The 22023-nt window shown below is 66.0% G+C and carries 22 protein-coding genes and 1 pseudogene; 3 read left to right on the forward strand and 20 right to left on the reverse strand.

Going from position 1 to position 22023, the window contains the following annotated elements; genetic code table 11:
* Positions 1-334: 334 nt before the first annotated feature.
* Positions 335-907: a hypothetical protein gene (locus tag HV783_RS23385; RefSeq protein WP_175189959.1), complete on the reverse strand. Its 573-nt coding sequence runs from the start codon at positions 905-907 to the stop codon at positions 335-337.
* A gap of 976 nt (positions 908-1883) precedes the next feature.
* Between HV783_RS23385 and HV783_RS23390 the strand changes: the two genes are divergently transcribed.
* On the forward strand, positions 1884-2402 hold the full coding sequence (locus tag HV783_RS23390; protein ID WP_175189960.1) for an O-acetyl-ADP-ribose deacetylase: 519 nt from the start codon (positions 1884-1886) through the stop codon (positions 2400-2402).
* A gap of 58 nt (positions 2403-2460) precedes the next feature.
* Here the strand turns inward: HV783_RS23390 and HV783_RS29525 are convergent.
* From HV783_RS29525 to HV783_RS23480, 19 genes and pseudogenes are all read right to left on the reverse strand, one after another.
* Positions 2461-2821, reverse strand: a pseudogene (locus HV783_RS29525) (hypothetical protein); the annotation flags it as partial.
* A gap of 59 nt (positions 2822-2880) precedes the next feature.
* Positions 2881-3432, reverse strand: a complete 552-nt coding sequence (locus HV783_RS23395; protein ID WP_175189961.1) for a cytochrome b — start codon at positions 3430-3432, stop codon at positions 2881-2883.
* Between the two features lie 25 nt (positions 3433-3457).
* Positions 3458-4435: a cation diffusion facilitator family transporter gene (locus tag HV783_RS23400; RefSeq protein ID WP_175167421.1), complete on the reverse strand. Its 978-nt coding sequence runs from the start codon at positions 4433-4435 to the stop codon at positions 3458-3460.
* Between the two features lie 125 nt (positions 4436-4560).
* Positions 4561-4746: a hypothetical protein gene (locus HV783_RS23405; RefSeq protein ID WP_063568803.1), complete on the reverse strand. Its 186-nt coding sequence runs from the start codon at positions 4744-4746 to the stop codon at positions 4561-4563.
* 261 nt (positions 4747-5007) lie between these two features.
* The gene (locus HV783_RS23410) at positions 5008-5577 is read right to left on the reverse strand and encodes a cysteine hydrolase family protein (protein ID WP_064524523.1); all 570 of its coding nucleotides are present in this window, start codon (positions 5575-5577) and stop codon (positions 5008-5010) included.
* A gap of 158 nt (positions 5578-5735) precedes the next feature.
* Positions 5736-7358, reverse strand: coding sequence for a methyl-accepting chemotaxis protein (locus HV783_RS23415; RefSeq protein WP_175189962.1), 1623 nt, complete (start codon positions 7356-7358; stop codon positions 5736-5738).
* 243 nt (positions 7359-7601) lie between these two features.
* A complete protein-coding gene (locus tag HV783_RS23420; protein ID WP_054502767.1) occupies positions 7602-7961 on the reverse strand; it encodes a Rap1a/Tai family immunity protein in 360 nt (119 codons plus the stop codon).
* Positions 7962-8038: 77 nt separating this feature from the next.
* Complete coding sequence (locus HV783_RS23425; protein WP_175189963.1) at positions 8039-8659, reverse strand: hypothetical protein; 621 nt, start codon at positions 8657-8659, stop codon at positions 8039-8041.
* 366 nt (positions 8660-9025) lie between these two features.
* Positions 9026-9850, reverse strand: coding sequence for a ParB N-terminal domain-containing protein (locus HV783_RS23430; protein WP_006386271.1), 825 nt, complete (start codon positions 9848-9850; stop codon positions 9026-9028).
* Positions 9851-9887: 37 nt separating this feature from the next.
* Positions 9888-10496 carry an LON peptidase substrate-binding domain-containing protein gene (locus HV783_RS23435; RefSeq protein WP_054502769.1) on the reverse strand — a complete coding sequence of 203 codons (609 nt, stop codon included), beginning with the start codon at positions 10494-10496 and terminating at the stop codon, positions 9888-9890.
* 9 nt (positions 10497-10505) lie between these two features.
* Positions 10506-10913, reverse strand: a complete 408-nt coding sequence (locus tag HV783_RS23440) for a carboxymuconolactone decarboxylase family protein (RefSeq protein WP_026384362.1) — start codon at positions 10911-10913, stop codon at positions 10506-10508.
* A 110-nt stretch (positions 10914-11023) separates the two neighbouring features.
* On the reverse strand, positions 11024-12517 hold the full coding sequence (locus tag HV783_RS23445; protein ID WP_175189964.1) for a M81 family metallopeptidase: 1494 nt from the start codon (positions 12515-12517) through the stop codon (positions 11024-11026).
* Complete coding sequence (locus HV783_RS23450; protein ID WP_024069053.1) at positions 12514-13167, reverse strand: ANTAR domain-containing response regulator; 654 nt, start codon at positions 13165-13167, stop codon at positions 12514-12516. The genes HV783_RS23445 and HV783_RS23450 overlap by 4 nt, the downstream gene beginning before the upstream one ends.
* 2 nt (positions 13168-13169) lie before the next feature.
* Positions 13170-14330 (reverse strand): transporter substrate-binding domain-containing protein, encoded by a 1161-nt coding sequence (locus HV783_RS23455; protein WP_144658111.1) that lies wholly within the window; start codon positions 14328-14330, stop codon positions 13170-13172.
* A 53-nt stretch (positions 14331-14383) separates the two neighbouring features.
* The gene (locus HV783_RS23460) at positions 14384-15094 is read right to left on the reverse strand and encodes an ABC transporter ATP-binding protein (protein ID WP_054502771.1); all 711 of its coding nucleotides are present in this window, start codon (positions 15092-15094) and stop codon (positions 14384-14386) included.
* Positions 15091-16992: an ABC transporter permease subunit gene (locus HV783_RS23465; RefSeq protein ID WP_144658112.1), complete on the reverse strand. Its 1902-nt coding sequence runs from the start codon at positions 16990-16992 to the stop codon at positions 15091-15093. Before HV783_RS23465 ends, HV783_RS23460 begins: the two co-directional genes overlap by 4 nt.
* A complete protein-coding gene (locus HV783_RS23470; RefSeq protein WP_054502773.1) occupies positions 16985-17818 on the reverse strand; it encodes a branched-chain amino acid ABC transporter permease in 834 nt (277 codons plus the stop codon). Before HV783_RS23470 ends, HV783_RS23465 begins: the two co-directional genes overlap by 8 nt.
* Before the next feature lie 55 nt (positions 17819-17873).
* Positions 17874-19040 (reverse strand): substrate-binding protein, encoded by a 1167-nt coding sequence (locus HV783_RS23475; protein WP_175189965.1) that lies wholly within the window; start codon positions 19038-19040, stop codon positions 17874-17876.
* Between the two features lie 39 nt (positions 19041-19079).
* Positions 19080-19970 carry a nitrilase family protein gene (locus HV783_RS23480; RefSeq protein ID WP_175189966.1) on the reverse strand — a complete coding sequence of 297 codons (891 nt, stop codon included), beginning with the start codon at positions 19968-19970 and terminating at the stop codon, positions 19080-19082.
* A gap of 264 nt (positions 19971-20234) precedes the next feature.
* Here HV783_RS23480 and HV783_RS23485 point away from each other — a divergent pair, with 264 nt between their 5' ends.
* Positions 20235-20663 (forward strand): VOC family protein, encoded by a 429-nt coding sequence (locus HV783_RS23485; RefSeq protein WP_175167429.1) that lies wholly within the window; start codon positions 20235-20237, stop codon positions 20661-20663.
* Positions 20664-20726: 63 nt separating this feature from the next.
* Positions 20727-22023, forward strand: a 1297-nt coding sequence (locus HV783_RS23490) for an MFS transporter (RefSeq protein ID WP_175189967.1), incomplete at its 3' end; no start/stop codon positions are given.

Genomic DNA, 22023 nt, shown 5'->3' on the forward strand with positions numbered 1-22023 from the left:
GTTACCACCGTCTGCTAGACCACGGCCATACGCGGCAGCAGCGCACCACCTGGCATACATGTCTTTGTGTTTCTCGATGGAATACTGAGTTAACGGTATAGACATACTGTTTTTTACTCACGAACAGTTGAGGTAAGCATTTTTTCGATAAGTCTCCATAGCTCATATGCCTTGAAATGTCGGCTTTTGGCCGAAAGCGGAGCCAGTTGCAGAGTACGCTCACTCAGGTTAAGCGAACCACTAGGGTTATTCTCAACATTTCCAAGTTCAATGAACCCAGATTTGGCGGATAGATGCCCGGGCAGCGGAGTTCAAACGCACTCCCCCGATCGAATCAGGAGTTTCCACCCATCGGAAGCGGCGTTCTGTCCACTTTGCATACCTCTGTCTTCTTTACGGCCACGGGCTTCGTGCGCACTACGCCATCCACCACGACAAGCTCGCGCAAGACCGTATTAGGATGTTGATAGAGCGTCTCGTAGTCCTTCCCGGGTTCAAGCACTGCGGTAATCGACTGGCCAAATTCCGTGCTGTACATGGACATACCTATCGAATTTGGAGCACTCCACCCACCGCCCCGTGAATAAATGTTGATCGGAATCCCGGCCATGACGACGTACTCGGAATAGTACTTTTCGTCGATATTGGGCATAGGCATGCCTATCACCGTATTGCTGATTCCGCGTACCAGGGGGTCGTTGGCTTCGAAGCTGTACGAGCGCGTGCTATCGAGGCAGGTATGGTTCAGGGTAATTCTGGTCGGGGGTCCAAAATAAACCCGCAACCGGGCGCTTGCTGTCGGATCATATGCTTTTGGAAGATATGGGCTACTGGGCGCACACCCCGAGACTAGCGCAACCAAGGCAATTATCGCCGTCGTTTTCTTCATTCCCTGCATATTCTTCATCTGCGTGCCTTCAATACAATGCGCCATCAACATTAGATTTGTGTTTATATTTATCGAAATATAACATTTATAGTGAGATTCTGGCGCGTTGCTCGCACCCGATCGATTTCCGAAGGGAAGAGAAAGCCCGCCTTCGGTACGTTAGGTGCCTTATGTCGTTGCCTGATCTACGCAAAGAGTCGCCGCTCGGCTCGTACTCCAACTACCTTGAGTATCAGGTCGGGCGAACCCTCGTATGAGTGCTGTTTGGTGGCCCGGCACAACGAGTCATTGCCCTAGAGTCGGCCTGTCAGCAGTTTCCTTCGATCTAGGCTGCGATCCCCGCGGCTATCTCGGAGGCGGACCACGCCTCTCCCATCGAACCCGCCTGAGTTCTGGAAAGTGCCTAAAGCGGCGTTAACTTCAAGCAAAGTTCTTTCAGTGAGGGGCATTAGGATTGAGCAAGTCTCTGGGATCGCAACATACGAGGTCAGTACCAATCAAGACTTTGATCCACCTCAGCAAGTGGAGCTCTCCCCGTTTCCGGATGAGCGTTATGTCATGATAGAACGTAACAAGGAAGGTTTCATTAGTACCCAAGCAAGGTGAGGCTGTGCTCAGCAGGCACTGAACGCCTGCCACCAATCGAACGAGCAACGGACTTTGCTTGCGCTGGCCGACGGTTATGCCAACCTTAGGCCTCATCATCCCGCAGCGTCCGAGAAATCTGTCGACCCACGTCCCTCTGGTTTGATCCCACTAAACCGCCGTCCGCAGCGAGGGCAGAAACGCCTAAACAGCCACTTGAGCCAACGCACGGCGGCAAGCTCCTGCTCGCGGCTTAGCGCCAGCATTAGCTGTATGCTTCTAACCGCGCATTGACGGCTCCTAGCCAATTGCAGACTTTTTTGATCGTCTATCTTGGCGCGCTTGATGAAGGAGCCCGTTGTCTAGTGAGCACAGAAAATCAAGCCTCTCATGCCCAAGGAGCGTGAACATGCCCACCAACCTGCGAGCAATCCAATCGGATATTACGAAGCTTCACGTGGACGCTATCGTCAATGCCGCGAATTCCTCATTGCTTGGCGGCGGCGGGGTCGATGGCGCCATACACCGCGCCGCCGGCCCGGACCTGGTGCATGAATGCAGGCTGCTCGGCGGCTGCAAAACGGGCGATGCAAAAGCGACCAAAGCCTATCGTCTTTCCGCTCAATACATCATTCATACGGTAGGCCCGGTATGGCGGGGAGGCAACAATGGCGAACCGGCATTGCTGTCCAATTGCTATCGCCGGTGTATAGCGCTGGCGGAGGAAAGGGGTGCCGTCTCGATTGCGTTCCCAAGCATTAGCACCGGGATATACGGCTATCCCATCGAATTGGCGGCGCAGATGGCTGTCAAAACCGTTCGTGAAAGCTTGTCAAAGGACTCATCCATTCAAGAGGTCACCTTCTGCTGCTTTTCGCAGGAAGACCTTCTTCACTATGAGAACATATTGAACGGGCCGCAGGCATGATGCGCCTGGACGACGCGGCGGCATGATTGGATGGCGGCAGCCCCCCGTCACTCATCCCCTCCCCCGCCGACGCATTCCGCGCCACAGCCAACGCCACCGTCAAATGCATCACCTTCTTCTTCAACTGATCCCTTTCATCAGTCAACCGCGCCAGCAGCTCCCGTAACCGCGCCAACTCAGCCGGAAAATCCGCGATATTCTCGATCGGAATATCCGGCACCGCCTCTTTCGGCGGCGGCGCCTTGGCCTGGCGCACTTCGCGCGCCGCCTGCTGTAATTCCTTTCCTGCCCCCCGCTACCGCAGCCGCCTGCCGCTCCTGCGGCAAGGTCGCGACTGCCGCCGCGGCGTTGATGGAGACCGCCCCATCCTTCACGGCCCGCACCAGCTCCGGCGCGCCCGCTTTCTGAAACCGCGGGACAGGGTTGAATAGAACTTACCGGTACACCCGGGATCGCGCATGCCCCCGCCAGAAGAACCTCACCGCCGCCCCGGCAACATCCGCACCAACGTGTTATCCCGAAACACATAGTGATGCAACAACGCCGCAGCAGCATGCAGCCCCACCAGGAAATACCCCACCGTAGCCAAGGTCTCATGCAGCTCCTTGACCTGATCCGCCAAGGCCTTATCCGGCCCCACCAGCGCCGGAACCTCCAACCCAAACAACGGAATCACCTTCCCGCCCGCGCTGAGCGTCAGCCACCCCAAAATCGGCGTGACGATCATGAACGCATACAACGCGTAATGCATCACCCGTGAAAGCACATCCTGCCACCTCGGCATCGGCGGCCGCACGGCAGGCGCCGCACCCGAAGCCACACGGATAACCACCCGCAAAACCACCAACCCGATCACACACAACCCCAGCGAGAAATGCAGGGCCTTGATGTTGTTGTACAGATCAGTGCCTTTGGTGGCCAGCCCGCGCAATTCCATACAGGCGTAGACCAATGCCAGGACCACGAGCATGAGCCAGTGCATGGTGATCACCAGGCCTGCGTACTGAGTATCGGAGTTCTTGATTTTCATGTTTTTTCCTTGTCGTCAAAACGCGCTACGGACAGCCTGGTTCGATAATCGCCCTGCCCTCGGCGCCCTGCTTGGGCGCGTCGGGAGGTCTCCAGGGATCAACATGGGTCATCACGTTCAATACACGATGCCGCTGCATGACGCGTTGGCGCGCTTGCACGGCGATCTTGTGGCCTTCGTCGACAGTCAGCCCGGCGTCGATTTCCAGGTGAGCGTCTACGACGATCATATCCCCCATTTTTCGGGTGCGTAGATCGTGCACGCCTTGAATTCCCGGGGTGTCCAGCAGGGTGCGCTGGATCGCGGCGGCTTCGCCTTCGTCGATGGCGCGGTCCAGCAGGTCGTGCAAGGCGTCCCAGCCGAAGCTCCAGCCCATTCGGGCCACCATGAAGCCCACGATGGCCGCGGCGATGGGGTCCAGTATCGGGTAGCCCAGTAGGTTGCCGATGATGCCCAGGCCCACCACCAGCGACGACGCCGCGTCGGAGCGCGCATGCCAGGCGTTGGCCACCAGCATGCTGGACTTCACGCGCTTGGCCACCGCAAGCATGTAGCGGAACAGGGCCTCTTTGATGACCAGGGCGGCACAGGCCACCCACAGCGCGACGAGGTGGACCTGCGGGATCGCGTCGGGCTGCTCCAGCTTGGTCACGGCGGACCACAGCATGCCGCCGCCGACCAGCAGCAGCAAGACGCCCAGCGCCAGGGACGCCGCGGTCTCGTAGCGATAATGGCCGTAGTGGTGGTCCGCGTCGGCTGCTTTCTGGCCATGGCGGTTGGCCAGCAGCACGATGAAGTCGGCGATCAGATCGGAAGAGGAATGAATACCGTCCGCGATCAGGCCTTGGGACTTCGAGAAAATGCCGATGACAATCTGCGCGGTGGCGAGCACCACGTTCACGCCCACGCTCACCCAGGTGCTGCGGGCGGCGGCGGCGGCGCGTTCGGCCGGGCTGTGTTCATCGTCCTCCGGGTCTTCCAGCGGAGGCGGAAAGGCGGTCATGGTTCATGCTCCCGTTCTTGCAATCTAGCCTTGCGGCATGCGGGCTGGAGCATAAGCACCGAACCCTGAACGGATGATGAACGTGGAGAAACCGGGCGCCGCCCCCGGTCGCAACGAAGCCTGCCCTACGTTGCGCTCATCTCCTTCTCTTTCTCTTTCTTCATCTTTTCCTTGTCCTTTTTGGCGCCTTCGTGGTGCGACTTGATGGCGAGAAACATGCCCGTGCCCAACACGAGGATCTTGAACGTACCGAAGATTACAGGGACCCAAAAATTCATCATTTCCTCAAAACGCTGCTGCGGCAGCTGCATTTACTGCGCGTGGGCCGGGCAAAGCCAAACGGGCGACGGACGCGAGAACCACGAAACGTATCAGCCCGATTCAGCGCGGTGAGCGCCCTGCTCCCTACAAGCGTCAAATTCTACCGCCGAATCCATACAAACTCTTGAATGATTCGCTATGTATGTTTTTTATGAGCCAAACATGGCTTAAAAATCCATACATTTGGGCCGCGCGGCGAAAAGCGGCGACTCGAACCGGGCATGGCGCGCTGCCCAGAGCGGCAACTGCGTTCAGCGCAGAGCGCGTAACAGCGCATCCGCGGTGACGACGGTGCAGTACTCGCCGTCCAGGTTGGCGAGCGACATGGCGTGGACATCCTCGGCGCTTCGCGCCGCCCCATTCCAGTCGATCCGGGCGAAGGTGAAACAGCCGTCGGCCACGAGCCACGCCTGCAAGCCAAGGTTGCCAGCCATGCGCACCGTCGCCTCGACGGAATTGTTCGTGATGACGCCCGCCACGACCAACGTGTCGTGGCCATGGGCGCGCAGCCGCTTTTCCAGGTCGGTGCCGATAAACGCGCTGTTCGTCTGCTTGGGAATGATCGCTTCCCCCGCGATGGGCGCTGTTTCCGGCTTGAAGGCATGCCCTGGCTGGCCCGGCCGATAGTGAGACGCGGGATCCGTGGAGTCATGCCGGACGTGCCAGACCGGCCACCCCTGGGCGCGCCAATGGGCGAGGAGCCGACCGACCTGGCGCTCGGCATCGGGATTGTTGCGCTCGCCCCAACTGGGATGGTCGATCGCGCACTGCAGATCGATGAGCAGAAGGACGGCGCCGCGTGGGGCAAGTGGGGAGCGCATGTGGACAGGCCGGGGATTTTCGAATCGCTTGGCGGGTCGAGACGGGGCCGAAAAGCCGAGCGACGCCGACTATACCGCAGGCCAACCACGGTCGCCGTGCGGCCCTTCGGACGCGCCCAACGGCTTTGGGCGCGAAGTCCAGGGCCTTCGTCGGGCGATCAGGTCAACATCAGCGCGCCGCGCTCGCGCGGCCGGGCGCCGATGTCCTCGCGCCGCGCGGCATCCTCGCGCAAGCGGAACACGCCGACCGCCCCCACCAATGCATGCGCCTGGTCCTGCATCGAGCCCGCCGCGGCCGCGGCTTCTTCGACCAGCGCGGCGTTCTGCTGGGTCACTTCGTCCATCTGCGACACCGCGCGGTTGACCTGCTCGATGCCGGTGGCCTGTTCCTGCGATGCCGCGGCGATCTCGCCCATGATGTCCGTCACGCGCTTGACCGAGGCAACCACCTCCTGCATCGTGGTGCCTGCGTTTTCCGCGTGGCCCGCGCCCTCGGCTACCTTGCTGACGGACGCTTCGATCAGCGTCTTGACCTCGCGCGCGGCCTGCGCGCTGCGTTGCGCCAACGACCGCACCTCGCCCGCGACCACCGCGAAGCCCTTGCCCTGCTCGCCCGCCCGGGCCGCTTCAACGGCGGCGTTCAGCGCCAGGATGTTGGTCTGGAATGCGATCCCGTCGATGACCGAGACAATCTCGGAAATCTTGCGCGAGCTGGCGGAAATATCGCCCATCGTGCTGACCACCGCCGACACGACGGCGCCGCCGCGCTGGGCGACTTCGGAGGCGCTTGCCGCCAGTTGATTGGCCTGGCGCGCGTTGTCGGCGTTCTGCTTGACGGTCGACGCGAGTTCTTCCATCGATGCGGCGGTTTCTTCCAGCGACGCGGCCTGTTCTTCGGTCCGGCTGGACAGGTCCGCGTTGCCGGCCGCGATCTGCCTCGCGGCGCTGGAGATGGTTTCGGACCCGGCGCGAATGGTGCGAACGGCGCCGGCCAGCTTGTCCTGCATATCGTGCAGCGCGCGCAGCAGTCGGCCGGTTTCATCGCGGGTGACGGCGTGGATGGGTTGCCCCAGGTCGCCACGCGCCACGGTCTCCGCCACCGACACGGCCTGGGCAAGCGGCGCCGTGATTGACTTGGACACCCGCCACGCGAACAGGCCGCCCAGCACGACGGCCAGGCCCGACAGGATCAGGTTCAACATGCCCGCGTTGTCGATGACCTCCCGGCTGTCGGCGCTGGCGTCCGCCATCTCGGCCGCTTGAATCCGCGAAATCTCGATGATGTGGTCTTGCAGGCTGTCCAGAAGCGGAAGGGTCTCTTCCAGCAAGCGCTGGCGGGCGGCGTCGCGCTCGCCACGCTTGAGGAGCGCGCCCACGCCCTGGAATGACTTCACGTAGCGGCCGCGCACGTCTTCCAATAGCCGCAGTCGCTGACGTTCGTCTTCGGTGCTGAACAACGGCCGCAGGGTCTCCAGCGCCTGGTCGATCACCTTCCGATTGGTGTCGATGTAGGCAAACAGCGCTTCAGCGGCGCGGGGATCGGTATTGACGATCAACTCGAGGTTCGCGCGCGCATTGGCGCGCGTCGTGACGTCAATCCTGTTGATGGCACTTGCCTCGGCCCAAGTCTGTTCTGTGATCGCCCGGTTGATGCCGCCGATGTGGGACAGCTCGTATTGCGACAGGCCAGTGAGCGCCAGTAGCAGGACAAGTACGGTGCCGAAGCCCAGCGTCAGCCGGGTGCCAATGGAGAGGTTGCCAAGAGTGAGACGCGAGCGCATGAATTTGTATTACGACAAAGGGAAAACCCCTAGTTTAGATTTCATGTCACATATAGCAATGGTTTTGTAATGGAAGTTTGCGATTTCGCATGGCGGGGCGGAATTTTTTGTGGCTGCCAGCCGCTTCGGTATTCGGGGCGGCCGCACGCCTTTTTGCTTTTTCCTACGCCCGTGCGGGCGGCAGAAGGCCCGCGGCCCTTCCCCGCTAAGTGTCGCCGGAAGGCGTATTCGCGGAAATGAACCCTACCGGCAAGCGAAAGACTGATGGAGCGCCTCGCTCACCAGCGGGCCGGCATTTTCCGCGAGACGGCTGGCCGGCAGCTTGGACAAGTAGCTGTACACCCTGTCTTTCAATTCGTGAGGAAGGACGCCGGTAGGGGCGCACCAGACCGTGCCTTGTGTCTGGTCCGCGATGCCGACGACGTAGGCCTGCGCATAGGAGGAAGCAAATTGGCGGCGAAGCGATGCATCGCGGAACTCCGAGGGCATCCGGCCTTCAAGGGCCGCGGCCAGCTCGGCGCCAGTAAAGTGCCAGGTCCTGGTTCCCTGCGCCTGGCAGACCGCGCAAGCGGACAGCATGATAACCAGTGGTAGCAATCGCATTGGAAATTCTGCCTCTTTGGCCCGCCTGGCGGCCCTGTCGTGTGTACGCGTTGTCCCTGCTGGACGCAGGTCCGGTCTCAGAGATGGTCGAGTTGATTGCGCGGGTGGAACTCCGGGTCCTCTTTGCCTTCCAGCATCGCGTCCACCATGGCCTCGAATGCGCCTGCGGCTTGGCCGAGTGCTTCGGACGCCAGGAATACGGAGCCGCCGTTTGCGGCGAGTTCCAGCGCCGCCACCGTTTTTCGTTCGTCTTCCTCGCCCCAGAGATAGTCGTGAACCACCGCAAGGCCACGGCCATCCGCCTCGAGAAAATCGGCCGCTCCGCGCGCTATCGAAAAAAAGACGATGAGGTCGTAGAGGTTTTCGGAATAGGTCAGCGAGCCTGCAACGAAGCGCGTTCCTGTACGATCGTAGGCCGCCACTTTGATGTTCTCGGCCTCCGCGGATGCCAGGATGGCCCCCAGGGCCGCGCGGTTGTCCGGATGGCGAGCCAGCATAGCGTCGCATTCCGCAATGAGCCTGCCCAGATCCTGATTGCTGGAGGCAGCCAGATCCTTGCCTTCGGAGAGATACCACTGGCCGCCGATGGCACGCCAGTCCGACCATCTTGATGCCGCCGGCGCCGGGGCCGCGAGCCATCTGGCAAGATTCTCGCGGGGCATCTGGAGGTTGAGAAAGGCGGAATAGGGTTCGGACATGGCAGCCAACGATTCCTCAGGTTCTGATCAACTTTGCTTTTACCAAATAAGGGCTGTCAGGCCAATTCTCGACAAGATTGCAACCGATGAGCGACTCCCCGATCTACATCGTCGATCTCGATGTCACTCTTGAAGACGCGCCCGCCTTCGCCGACAGCGGCATGCGTTGGATGGCCTTTTCATCAGTCAGCCATGCGCCTGGCCCGGCGATTCTTGCCGCTCGCATGGGGGTTGGGAAACCTCGCGTTTGGGTTCGATGGTCCTGGCGTAGGGGACGCACTTGCCCTGGAACTGGGAAAAGTCCTGGGGCATAGGATGGTCGTCGTGTTTGATAAGTTCTAGCCGCGAATAATTAATATGCGCCCGTCAATCGTCCCCTGCCCCCGCCGACGCATTCCTGGCCTCGGCCAGCGCCACCGTCAGATGCATCACCTTCTTCTTCAACTGATCCCGCTCGTCCGTCAGCCGCGCCAGCAACTCCCGTAACCGCGCCACCTCCGCCGGCAAATCCGCGATATTCTCGATCGGGATATCCGGCACCGCTTCTTTCGGCGGCGGCGCCTTGGCCTGGCGCACTTCGCGCGCCGCCTGCTGCAATTCCTTTCTGCCGCCCGCCACCGCCGCGGCCTGCCGCTCGGGCGGCAACGTCGCCACGGCCGCCGCGGCGTTGATGGAAATCGCCCCATCCTTCACCGCCCGCACCAGTTCCGGCGCGGCGGCCTTCTGGATCTTCTCGATCTGCCCCAGCGTGTTGCTGCTGATGCGCGCCTCGCGCGCCAGCGCCTGACGGCTCAGCGCGGCGGCCGGCGGGATGGGCGGCGGTTCAGGCGGCGGCGTGCTGCCGTCGTCTTCCCACGGCGGCACGCTGCGGGATTGCAGGATCTCCTTCTTGCGCAGCGCCAGCACCCCGCGCTGGAAGTCCGACACGCTGCGCCGGCCCAGGTGGTTCTCGATCATCCACAGATGCACGTCGTCCATCGATTTGAACGAGGTGTTCTGGCGCGTTTCGAACGGAATGCCGTGCTTCATGCACAGCGCGTAGCGGTTGTGGCCGTCGATCAGCAGGTCGCCCCACAGCACCAATGCGTCGCGGCAGCCTTCGGCCAGCAGGCTGCGTTCGAGCGCCTCGCGCTCGTCGTCGGTCAAGGGGTCAATATAGGCGCGCAGGCCTTCGTCAATCCTGATATCCATGGTGTCCAAAAAACATTCAAGCGCCGCCCGCCGCTGGCTAGGCCTGCGGCCCTTCCAGCGCGATGCGCACGGCCTCCAGGCGAACGCGGGGGTCCGTCAGCGCCAGCAGCCGGGTCTTGTCGACCGCCGGCAGCGGCAGCAGTTCGCACCAGCGGTCTGCCACCCAGGCGCATTCATCCAGCCGGTACGGCGGCGCCACCGGCATGCGGTCGGCGGGCACGCCTTCCTGCTGCCATTGGGCCACCAGCCTGCCCAGGGCGTCGGCGCAGGGTTGCAGCGGCGCCGGCACGGGCAGCGGCGGGTCGTCGGGGATGGGTTCGATTTCGCCCATCCAAAGACCGTATTTTGCCAGTTGGCTGGAGACCAGGCGGAAGCGGCTCGTCCCTACGCAGCGCAGTTGCAGCAAGGCGGGCATGGGCGCGTCCCAGGCGTCGACGCGGGCCAGGGTGCCGGTGTCGGCCAGGACCTCCTGGCCTTCGGGCGAGCGGACCTCGTTGCCGGACAGCAGCGCGACCACGCCGAACTCGGCGCCGTCGGCGATGCAGCGGCGGATCATGTCCAGGTAGCGCACTTCGAAGATGCGCAGGTGCAGCACGCCGGCGGGGAACAGCGCGTTGGACAGCGGGAACAGCGGAATGGTCGCCATGGCGGCGCCCTACTTCACGGTGAAGGCGTCGTCGACGGGCACCTGCATGGCGGTGACCAGCGCGTTGGTCTGGGCGGCCATGCCGATGACGGCGAGCAGTTCGGCGTGCTGGCCGTCGGTCATGCCCTTGGCGCGGGCGGCGGCGGTGTGGGAATGGATACAGTAGCTGCAGCCGTTGGCCGTCGATACCGCGATGTAGATCATCTCGCGCACCAGGGGCGGGATTTCCCCGTCGGCCATCATGACCTGCTTGAGCTGCTCCCAGACGCGCTTGAGTTGGGGCGGGTCGTTGGCCAGGGCGCGCCAGAAATTGTTGACGAAATCCGACTTGCGGGTGGCGCGGATGTCTTCGAACACCGCCCACGCCTCGGGGATCCTGCGCGCTTCTTCATCCGACAGCAGATGCACCGTAGCCATATGCCACTCCAACGGGTAAGGGGCCGGGCGGCGGCGTGCCGCCCGCGCAATGTCCCATTGAACTGGAAAGCCCGGCGCGGTTCAAGGCGCGGGGCGACATCCGCCCCACCCTACGCCGACATCTGCGCCGGCTTGAACGGATCGAGCGGATAGCGCGGCCGGTTGCGCCGCTGGTACGGGAATAGCGAGAAGTCCGAGCTGGTGACGCCGGGGCTGTCGCATTCGATCAGCGCGCACGAGATGGGCACGAACACCGGGCGGCAGTACATGCGCGACTTGACCAGGATGAAGCGGGCGGCGCGCGGGTCGATGCCCAGGCTCTCGAAAACGCCCAGGTCCCAGGGTTCGTGGGTGCGTTCGGTGATGACCAGTTGCGCGGCGCCGATGTCCAGCACGGCGCTGCGGCCCATGCAGGCGGTCTGGCCGGTGTAGGTGGGGCCGGTGATGACGTAGCTGCCGTCGGTGATGGCGCGCACCACGCCGGTCAGCGTCACCGGCGCGGCGGGCCGGCCGATGGCGGGGATGGGCAGCTTGTTGCCGACCGGCAGTTCGACCCGGGCGCCCTGCCCGGCCGCGATCATGGCGGCGACCGCTTCGGGGTCGCAGTACAGGCCGGCGACGATGCCCGTCAGGCCGGCGTCGACGGCGGCGACCAGCACGTCCATCGTGTCGCAGGTGCCGCCGGACATGCAGTTGTCGCCGTGGTCCAGCAGCAGCACGGGACGGTCGGCGCCGCGCGCCAGGGCGGCGGCGCGTTCGAGCGAGGCGGCCAGGGGTTCGGCTTCGTAGACGAAGCCGTCGCGGTCGTCCCAGATGGCGGCGGCCAGGCCCGCGGCGACGCGCTCGGCGGCCTCGGCGTCGCCGGCGGCGACCACCACCACGCTCAGGCACGGGTCGGGGATGTCGGCCAGGGCGAAGCCGGCCAGCACCGACACGGCCAGCATGCCGCCGGCCTCGGCGCCGCGCGCGGCCTGCACGGCGCGGCGCATGGCGCCTTCGGCGGTGTTGCTGCGCAGGGTGTGGCTCATGAGCGGCAGGCGGCGCCAGGCCAGGCGCGGGCGCGGACCGCCCGCGAGCCAGTCGAACAGGAGGCGGCCGGCGTGTTCGCCGGTTTCGTACATGTCGACGTGCGGGTAGGTCTTGAAGCTGACGATGACGTCGGCGTTGTCGATCATCTTCTGGGTGACGTTGCCGTGCAGGTCCAGGGCGACGGCGATCGGCACGCCGGGGGCTTGCTGGCGCAGGCGTTCGAGCAGGTCGCCTTCGCCGTCGTCGGTGGTTTCGACGGCCATGGCGCCGTGCAGGTCCAGCAGCAGCGCGTCGCAGCCGGCGGCGGCGGCGACGATGCGGTCGCACAATTCACGATAGGCCTGGCCGTCGACGCGGCCGCTGGGGTAGGCGGTGGCGGATACCGGCGTGACCAGCGTGGCGCCCCGCGCTTCGGCCAGGTGGATGAAGGCGGACATGGCGGTGCGCTTGCCGTGGTTCTCTTCGTAGGCGGCGCGGTCGTAGGTGGGGCCGTCGTTGCCGAAGGCGGACAGCGGCGTGGGCACCGGCGAAAAGGTGTTGGTCTCGTGGTTCATGCGGGCGATCATGACTTTCATGCCTTGCCTCCGTTGTTGCTGTTGTTCTGCGGGTCGGGGCGCGCGCCGCCCAGGCCCAGTTTTTCCATGGCTTCGCTGGCCTCGACGATCATGGCGGCGACCTCGGCCACGCTGACCCGCAGGCCGGTGGCGCGGGTCCGCATGTGTTCGTAGGCGGCGCGCTCGTCCAGGCGCTGGTGGTCCATCAGCACGCGGATCGCCTTTTCGATCACGCGGCGCGCCTTGATGGTGCTTTCCAGCTTGTCGATCTTGTTCTGCTGGCGGTTCTGGAACTGCTTGGCCGAGCGCGCCAGCACCAGGGTGCTGAGGATGCCGGCCGAGCGGAACGGCCGCGTCAGCACGCCGTGGGCGTTGGTCTTGAGGAGTTGCTTCAAGGTGGTGGGGGTTTCGTATTCGGATAGCGCGATCAGGGTGGCGTCGACCTCGCTGGCGGACCAGGCGAACGAGTTCTGGCCGCATTGCGAGACCTGGAAGAACACCACGTCGGCGCCCGCCGGCGGTTTGTCGGGGAACGGCCAGACCAGGTGGATGCGGCAGCCGATGCGCTTGAGCTGTTCGACCAGCAGGTCGCGGTCTTCGCCGGGCGGATAGGCCACGGCGACGGCCACGCTGCGCAGGTCTTCGTAAAGGCGGCGGAGGCTATGGTCCATGATCACGCCAACCAGAACTCGTCCAGGCCGAAAGCCGTCAGGTAGGGGTCCGGCTTGACCGGTTCGCCGCTGGCCCAGACGATGTCGAAGCGGCCGTCGGCGCGGCAGACGCCGATGCGCGGGGTCAGCACGCTGTGGTTGTTCTCGGCCAGGATGGTCAGGCGGCCGCCGGGCGCGTCGAAACCCACCTGGTGCACCGCCTGCGCCAGCTTGCGCGTGTCCAGGCTGCCGGCGCGCTGCAGGGCGCGCGCGAACAGGTGCATCTGGCTGTAGCAGGCCTCGGCGTAGACGCTGGCCGGGCGGTCGCCGAAGCGGGCGCGCCAGCGGTCCAGGAAATGGGCGTTGGCGGGCGAATCGACGGTATTGAAGTAGGTGGCGGCGGTGATGTGGCCAGTGCACAGGGCCGGGCCGATCTCGGCCACCTCGGATTCCGCCATGGTGAGGCTGGCGATGGGGATGTGCGGCGCGCCCGGGTCGGCCTCGCAGGCGGCGTGGTAGCGGCGGTAGAAGCGCTGGGCGTCGTCGCCGATCAGGGTGGAGAACACCACATCCGGCCTGATTCGGCGGATGTCGCGCACCACGTCGATGATCTCGCCTTCGTCGCAGCCCAGCGGCAGGTAGGTTTCGTCGAGGATCTCGCCGCCATGCTCCTCGACGGTGTCGCGCATGATGCGGTTGGTTTCGCGCGGATAGATGTAGTCGGCGCCCACCAGGAAGATGCGCTTGCCGCAGTGCTGGATCAGGTAGGCGGCCAGTTGCATGCTGCCCTGGTTGGGCGCGGCGCCGGTGTAGATGATGTTGGGCGAATACTCGAAGCCTTCGTAGACCGAGGCATACCAGAGCAGCGCGTTGTTGCGCTCGACCACCGGCAGCATGGCCTTGCGGCAGTGCGAAGTGCAGCCGCCGAAGATCACGTTGACCTCGTCGTCCAGCAGCAGCCGCGCGGCCAGGCGGCGGTATTCCTCGGCGTCGCTGCGCGGGTCGTAGACCACCGGTTCCAGCGGCCGGCCCAGCACGCCGCCGAGCGCGTTGATTTCCTCGACCGCCAGCACGGTGCCGAAGAAGTGCTGCGATTCGGTGGTGCCGGTCACGCCGCTGCGCGAATACAGCACGCCGATGCGCCATCCCGGCGTGGCGGCGTCCCTGTCAGTGCGGGAGGTCATAGGGGCTTCCTTCTGCAAGATCGTGGCCGGCGCGCCGCGGGCGCCGGGACGGTTCATACCTTCAAGTGGTCCATGATATGGCCGGCGGCCCCGGGCGCGCCAGCCTCGCCCTGGTCGACGATGGCGCCCTGCTTGAGCACCAGGTAGCGGTCGGCCACGTCCAGCGCAAAGGCCACGTTCTGTTCGACGATGAACATGGAGGTGCCGCGCCGCTCGCGTTCCCAGTTGAGCGCCCGGCCGAGCCGCTCGATCACCGAAGGCTGCAGGCCTTCGGTGATCTCGTCCAGCAGCAACAGGGCCGGCCGCTGCATCAGGCCGCGCGCCACCAGCAGCATCTTCTGCTCGCCGCCCGACAGCGTGCCGGCATGCTGGCGCAGGCGGCTGGCGAAGACCGGGAACAAGTCGGCGATTTCGCCGAAGCGTTCGTCGAACAGGCGGTCGTTGGCCAGGCCCAGGCGCAGGTTGTCGCGGATGTTCAGGTCGGGGAACAACGGCTGGTCCTGGGCCGCGTAGGCGACGCCGCGGCGCGCGACTTCGTGCGGCCGCAGGCGGGTGGCGTCGACGCCGCCCAGGCTGACGGTGCCGCGCAGCTTGGGCAGGTAGCCCATGACCGTCTTGAGCAGCGTGCTCTTGCCCATGCCGTTTTTGCCCAGCAGCGCCACGCAGGCGCCGCCGGCCACCGACAGCGAGATGTCGTTCAGCACCACGGCGCCTTTGTAGCCGCTGGCGACGTTTTCCAGGCGCAAGGCCGGGGCGGCGTTCATGGTTGGGCTCCTTCGGGCGGGATGGACGGGGTTGCGGATTGGGCGCCTTGCTGCGCGGGTGGCTCAGTGGCTTGCCGACTAGCTTGCCGGGTGGCTTGCGCGGTCTTGTTCGCGGCCGGCGCATTGCCGGCGTAGATGGTGCGCACCAGTTCGGATTCGGCTACTTCGCGGAAGCTGCCGTCCATGACGATGCGGCCCTGGTGCAGCACGATGATGCGGGTGGCCACCTCGGCCACGAAGTCCAGGTCGTGCTCGACCAGCAGGCAGCACAGGCCGTGGGTATGGGCCAGGGCCGACAGCACCTGGCCGATGCGGGCGCGTTCGTCCTTGCTGAGACCCGCGGTGGGTTCGTCCAGCAGCACCACGCGCGGCTCCAGCGCCAGCACCATGGCCAGTTCCAGCGCCTGCTGCTGGCCGTGCGACAGGTCGCGCGCCACGCGGTCGAGTTGCTGGTCCAGGCCGGTCATGCGCAGCACCTCCAGCGCGTAGGCCGGCAGCGCCAAGGCGGGCGCGCGGCGTCGCCATGACGGGCGCTCGCGCAGCGTGGTGGCGATGCGCAGGCTTTCGGCCACGGTCAGCGTGTCGAAGATGTTGGCGTTCTGGAACTTGCGCCCCAGGCCGTAGCGCACGCACTGCTCCGGCCCGTCGCGCCTGACGGCGTGGCCGCAGAGTTCGACCGTGCCCTCGCTGCGCTCGGCGCCGTCGGCGATGCAGCGCATCAGCGTGGTCTTGCCGGCGCCGTTGGGACCGATCAGGCCCAGCAGCTCGCCGCCGCGCGCCCGCAGGTCGATGCCTTCCAGCACCTTGAGGCTGCCGAAGCGCTTGGCCACGCCGGCCAGGCCCAGGCCGCTTTCGGCGGCGGCCTGGGCCGGCGCGCGCGCCACCAATTCCGGCACCGGCGCCGGCCGCCGGCGGCGCCACGGCGCCAGCAGTAACGGCAGCAGCCCGCGCGGCAGCAGCAGGATCACCAGGATGAAGGTCACGCCCAGCACCAATTGGTACAGGAACGGCATGTTGCCGCTGAGGTACGAGCCGGCCACGTTGATCAGCACGGCGCCCAGGACCGGCCCCCAGACCGTGCCGCGTCCGCCCAGCGCCACCCAGATGATGAGTTCGGTGCCGAACACGAAGCCGGTCAGTTCCGGCGCCACCACGCCGCTGAAGGCGCCGTAGCCGAAGCCCGCCAGGCTGGCGACCGCGCCGCACACCACCAGCAGCGCGATGCGCCAGTGCGCGGTGTTCAGGCCCAGGTAGCTGCAGCGGCCCTCGTTGTCGCGCAGCGCGGCCAGGATGCGGCCGCCGTCGCTGCGCACCGCGACCCAGGCCAGCAGCGCCACGATCGACAGGCCGCCGGCGGCGATGACGTACCAGGCCTCCAGCGACAGGTCGAAGGTGTCGTAGCCGGTCAGGCCGGACGACGAACCGGTGTAGGTGCCGCCCGACAGCGCCACCTGGGTCAGCACGATGGGCAATACCAGCGAGATCACGGTGGCGAAGAACGGCGAGGCGCCGCGATAGAACGACAGCCAGCCGATGGCCAGCGCCAGCAGCATCGCCGCGCCCACCGCCACCAGCGCGGCCGCGAGCGCGATGCCCGGCGAGAAGCCGTAGTGCGTGAAGGCCAGTCCGGCGGCATAGGCGCCGACCCCGAAGAAAGCCGACTGGCCGAAGGTCAGGTAGCCGGTGTAGCCCCACAGGATATCGACCGTGACCGCCGCCACGGCGAAGAACAGCGCCTTGATCAGCACGTTCAGCAGGTAGGTGTCGAACAGCCAGGGGCCGGCCACGGTCAGCGCCAGGCAGGCGATAGCCAGCCACAGCAGGTCGCGCCCGCGGGCGGCGCGGCGCGGGTCGGCGCGGGTCGCCAGCGCCGGTTGCGCAAGGGAGGAATCAGTCATGGGCGAATCCTTTGGGACGCAGCCGCAGGGTCAGGGCCGCAAGCACCGCGATGGTGACGCCGCCCAGGATCGGGCTGATGAACACGCCCACCAGCACCTGGCAGGCGCCATAGACCAGGCAGGTCAGGAGCAGCGCGGTGATCGAGTTGCCCGACACCATCACCAGCATGAAGGCGCTGACCAGCCACGGCAGCCCCATGTTCGGATCGACGCTGGACAGCGGCGTGATGAGCGCGCCGGCCAGCGCCCCCAGCCCCGCGCCCAGCGCGAAGGTGGTGAAGCGGATGCGTTCGGCGTTGATGCCCAGGCCGCGTGCCAGGTCCTCGTTCATGATGACGGCGCGGGTCCGCACGCCAAAGCGCGTGCCGTTCAGCAGCAGCGTCAGCGCCACGTACAGCAGCAGCGCGCCCGGCACCAGGAACAGCCGATAGGCCGAGTATTCGGTGCCCAGGAACGGCACCGCGCCCTGGATCGGCGCATCGGCGAACTGCACCTCGCGGCCGAAGGCCATGGTGATGAGTTGGCCGATCACGATGCCCAGGCCCCAGGTCGCCAGGATGGCGTCCAGCGGCCGCTTGTACAGCGGCTGCACGATCAGGCGCTCGACCAGCATGCCCACCAGCACGCCCGCCACCAGCGCGCACGGCAGCGCCAGCCACGGGTCCAGCCCCAGCCGCGTCACCACCAGGGCGGCGTAGCTGCCCAGCGTGATGATGGCGCCGTGGGCGAAATTGACGATCTTCATCACGCCGAAAATGATCATCAGCCCGGCCGTCACGATGAACAGCATGGCGGCCGTGCTCAGGATGTCCAGCATCAAACCCATTGTGTTCTCCTGCGCCGCCGGCGGACCGGCGGCGCGCAGGGTGTGGCTTACCGCGTTACTTCAGGTCGGGGCACTGCGCGCCCGGATCGACCTGGTCGAAGGTCTGCAGGATCTTGATGGAGCCGTCCGGCTGCACCTGGCCCAGCCGCATGGTCAGCGCGGCGTGGCGCTGGCGGTCCATCTTGACCGGGCCGCGCGGGCCGTCGAACGACACTTCGCTCAGCGCCTGCACCACCTTCTGCGGATCGAGGCTGCCGGCCTTCTCGACCGCCGCCTTGTACAGGAAGAAGGCTTCGTACTGCGGGCCCGAGAACTCGTTGGCGGTCTTGGCGTCGGCGCCGAACTTGGCCTTCAGGCCGTCGAGGAACTTGCGGTTCTGCGGCGTATCGATGCTGGTCAGGTACGAGGCCGACAGGTACATGCCGATCGCCGTGTCGCCCATGGTCTTGGCGGTGGCTTCGTCGATCGCCAGGTTGCCGTAGGGCATGGTCAGGCCGGCCGCCTTGACCTGCTTGGCCAGGCTGACGTTGGGTCCGCCGCCGGCGGTGGAGCTGATCAGCGCGTCCGGGTTGGCCGAGCGGATCTTCGACACAACCGGGGTCCAGTCGGAGCCGTCGATGGGCAGGTATTCCTCGCCCACCACGCGCCCGCCCTGCTTCTCGATGTATTCGCGGGTGAACTTGAGCATGCCGCGGCCGAAGGCGTAGTCGCTGCCGACCAGGAAGAAGGTCTTGGCGCCGCGTTCCTTCATGAAGTGGTCCACTACCGGCGCCACCTGCTGCTCGGGCACCCAGCCGTTGACGTGCATCCAGCGGTTGCACGAGCGGCCTTCGTAGAACGAGGTGTAGATGTACGGCACCTTGCCGCGCGAGACGATGGGCAGCGCGGCGTTGCGCGCCGCGCTGGTTTCCATGGCGATGATGGCGTCCACCTTCTTCTGGAACACCAGCGTGTCGTAGGCCTTCTGCGCGCCGACCGCGCCCGAGGCGTCGTCGGCGATCTCCAGCACCACCTGGCGGCCGAGGATGCCGCCGGCGGCGTTGATTTCATCGGCGGCCAGTTGCGAGGCCTGCACCACGCCGGGCGCCACCACGCTGTTGGCGCCGGACAGGCCGACCGGCACGCCGATGCGCAAAGGGTCGGCCGCGTGCGCGCCCGCCGCGCCGGTCAGCGCGGCGATGAAGGAAAGTCGGATGAGGAAGCTGCAAGTGGGTTTTTTCATGGGGATTTCTCCTTGGGGGCCGGCTGTCCGCCGTTGTAGTCAACGCTGCCGCGGCGCCTCGGCGGCGCCCAGCAGTTCGTCGTAAAGGTCGCGGCGCCGATCGCGCAGCACGTGGTTGAAGTCGTTCAATTGCCGCGCGCGGCGCGAGGCGGCCAGGTCCACCGGCGCAACCAGCACCTCTTCGCGGTCGTGGCTGGCGGGGCCGGCCACGGTCCAGCCCTGCGAGCCGACGATCAGGCTGCGGCCGACGAAGGGCTGGCCGCGCTCGACGCCGACCCGGTCGGCGCACACCAGCGTCAGGCCGTTGCTGTGGGCGCCGGCCGCCGCCAGCGCGTGCGCCATGGCCGGGCCGTCGGGCGTCTGCCCGGGCATCGGCACCCAGTTGGTCGGCACCGCGACGATGTCGGCGCCGCGCAGCGCCAGCAGGCGGTAGACCTCGGGGAACCAGCCGTCGTAGCAGATCGCCACGCCCAGCCGGCCGAATTCGGTGTCGAACAGCGGCAGGCCCAGGTCGCCCGGCTCGAAGAACAGGTTCTCGTCGCCCCACAGGTGCAGCTTGCGGTAGGTGCCCAGGTAGCCGTCGGGGCCGGCGATGATGGCGGCGTTGTACAGCCTGCCGCCGCTGCGCTCGGCGATGCCGGCCACCAGGTAGATGCCCAGGCGTTGCGCCAGCGCGATCCAGGCCCGCGAGCTGGGGCCCTCGGGCACGCTTTCGGCCAGGGCGTGGGCCTCCTGGCGGCTGGCGAACACGTAGCCGGTGTTGGCCAGCTCGGGCAGCACCACCAGCCGCGCGCCCTGCGCGGCGGCCTGCTCGACCAGTTCGATGGAACGGGCCACGTTGGCGGCGACCTCGCCCATGACGGGGGCCGTCTGCACACTGGCCACGTGGATCGCGGACGCGGCGGCGTCCGGCGGCGGTGATACTTGCATGCGATCTCCCTGCAACGTTTCGGAAAACAAAAAAGCCCCCGACCACGCATCGCGTGTGAGTCGGGGGCTTCTATAGCCAGACGAAGGTTCGGGCAGCAATCATTGCTGCGGGGCACTGCCGCACCAAGCCATGCCGGTGCGTGCGGATCAGTCCTGATCCTGTGCCGAATCATAGGGATGCGCGCGGACCGGCGGCAATAAGAGGTTTCCCGGACGGCGCCATGGGTGCGAGAATCAGGGTCGGCCATCAAGGAGGAACCCGCCATGCCCCAACTTTCCGCCTACCTCAGTTTCGACGGCAACTGCGCCGAGGCCATGCGTTTCTACGAGCGCGTGCTGGGCGGCCGCGTCGAGGCCATGGTGCGCTACGCGGATGCGCCCGCCGATGCCGCCATGCCGGCGCTGTCGACCGAAGAATCCGAACGCATCATGTACGCCCGCCTGGCGCTGGACGAACAGGTGCTGATGGCCAGCGACGCCACCGCCGGCCATCCCTACCCCGGCAAGCAGGGCATGGCGCTGTCACTGGCCTACCCCACGGTCTCGGACGCGCAACGCGTGTTCGATCTGTTGGCAGAGGGCGGCAGCGTTACCATGCCGCTCCAGAAAACCTTCTGGGCCGACGCCTACGGCGCGCTGATTGATCGCTACGACACGCGGTGGATGGTCAGCGGCGGGCGGCTCAGCCACTGACACCCCCAACTGACAACCCCACTGACAACCGCATCCGCCACCAGCGGATGGAGCGAGACATCCATGACGCATGGCATACAGGGCAGGCAACGTTGGTGGGCACTGATGGTGCTGTGCCTGGGCGTATTGATGATCGTGCTGGACACCACCATCGTCAACGTCGCCCTGCCCTCGATCCGCGAAGACCTGCATTTCACCGAGACCTCGCTGGTCTGGGTGGTGAACGCCTACATGCTGACCTTCGGCGGCTTCCTGCTGCTGGGCGGACGGCTGGGCGACCTGCTCGGCCACCGGCGCATGTTCCTGGCGGGCCTGGTGCTGTTCACGGTGGCCTCGCTGGCCTGTGGGCTGGCGCGGGGCCAGGGGCTGCTGATCGCCGCGCGCGCGGCCCAGGGGCTGGGCGGCGCGGTGGTGTCGGCGGTGTCGCTGTCGCTCATCATGAACCTGTTCACCGAGGCCGGCGAACGCGCCCGCGCCATGGGCGTGTACGGCTTCGTCTGTGCGGGCGGCGGCAGCTTGGGCGTGCTGCTGGGCGGGCTGCTGACCAGCAAACTGTCGTGGCACTGGATCTTCCTGGTCAACATTCCGATCGGCGTGGCCGTCTACGCGCTGTGCCTGCGGCTGTTGCCGGCGGCGCGCGGCGCGGCCGGCGGCGGCCGGCTCGACGTAGCCGGCGCGCTGACCGTCACCGCGTCGCTGATGCTGGCGGTGTATGCCGTGGTCAACGGCAACGAGGCCGGCTGGACCTCGGCGCAGTCGCTCGGCCTGCTGGGCGCGGCCGCGCTGCTGATGGCGCTGTTCCTGGCGATCGAGGCGCGCGTGGCCGAACCGCTGATGCCGCTGGCGCTGTTCCGCCTGCGCAACGTGGCCACCGCCAACGTGGTCGGGGTGCTGTGGGCCGCGGGCATGTTCGCCTGGTTCTTCGTCTCGGCCTTGTACATGCAGTTGGTGCTGGGCTACGACGCCATGCAGGTGGGGCTGGCGTTCCTGCCGGCCAACCTGATCATGGCGGCGTTCTCGCTGGGGCTGTCGGCCAAGCTGGTGATGCGTTTTGGCATCCGCGGGCCGCTGGCCACCGGGCTGCTGTTGGCGGCGCTGGGGCTGGCGCTGTTCGCGCGCGCCCCGGTCGACGGCCACTTCGCGGCGGACGTGCTGCCCGGCATGCTGCTGCTGGGCCTGGGCGCGGGCATCGCCTTCAACCCGATGCTGCTGGCCGCCATGAGCGACGTCGAGCCGAGCCAGTCGGGCCTGGCGTCCGGCGTGGTCAACACCGCCTTCATGATGGGCGGCGCGCTGGGGCTGGCGGTGCTGGCCAGCCTGGCCGCGGCGCGCACGGCCGCGCTGGCCGGCGCCGGCGCGG

Source organism: Achromobacter dolens (assembly GCF_902859745.1).
Taxonomy (GTDB): domain Bacteria; phylum Pseudomonadota; class Gammaproteobacteria; order Burkholderiales; family Burkholderiaceae_B; genus Achromobacter; species Achromobacter dolens.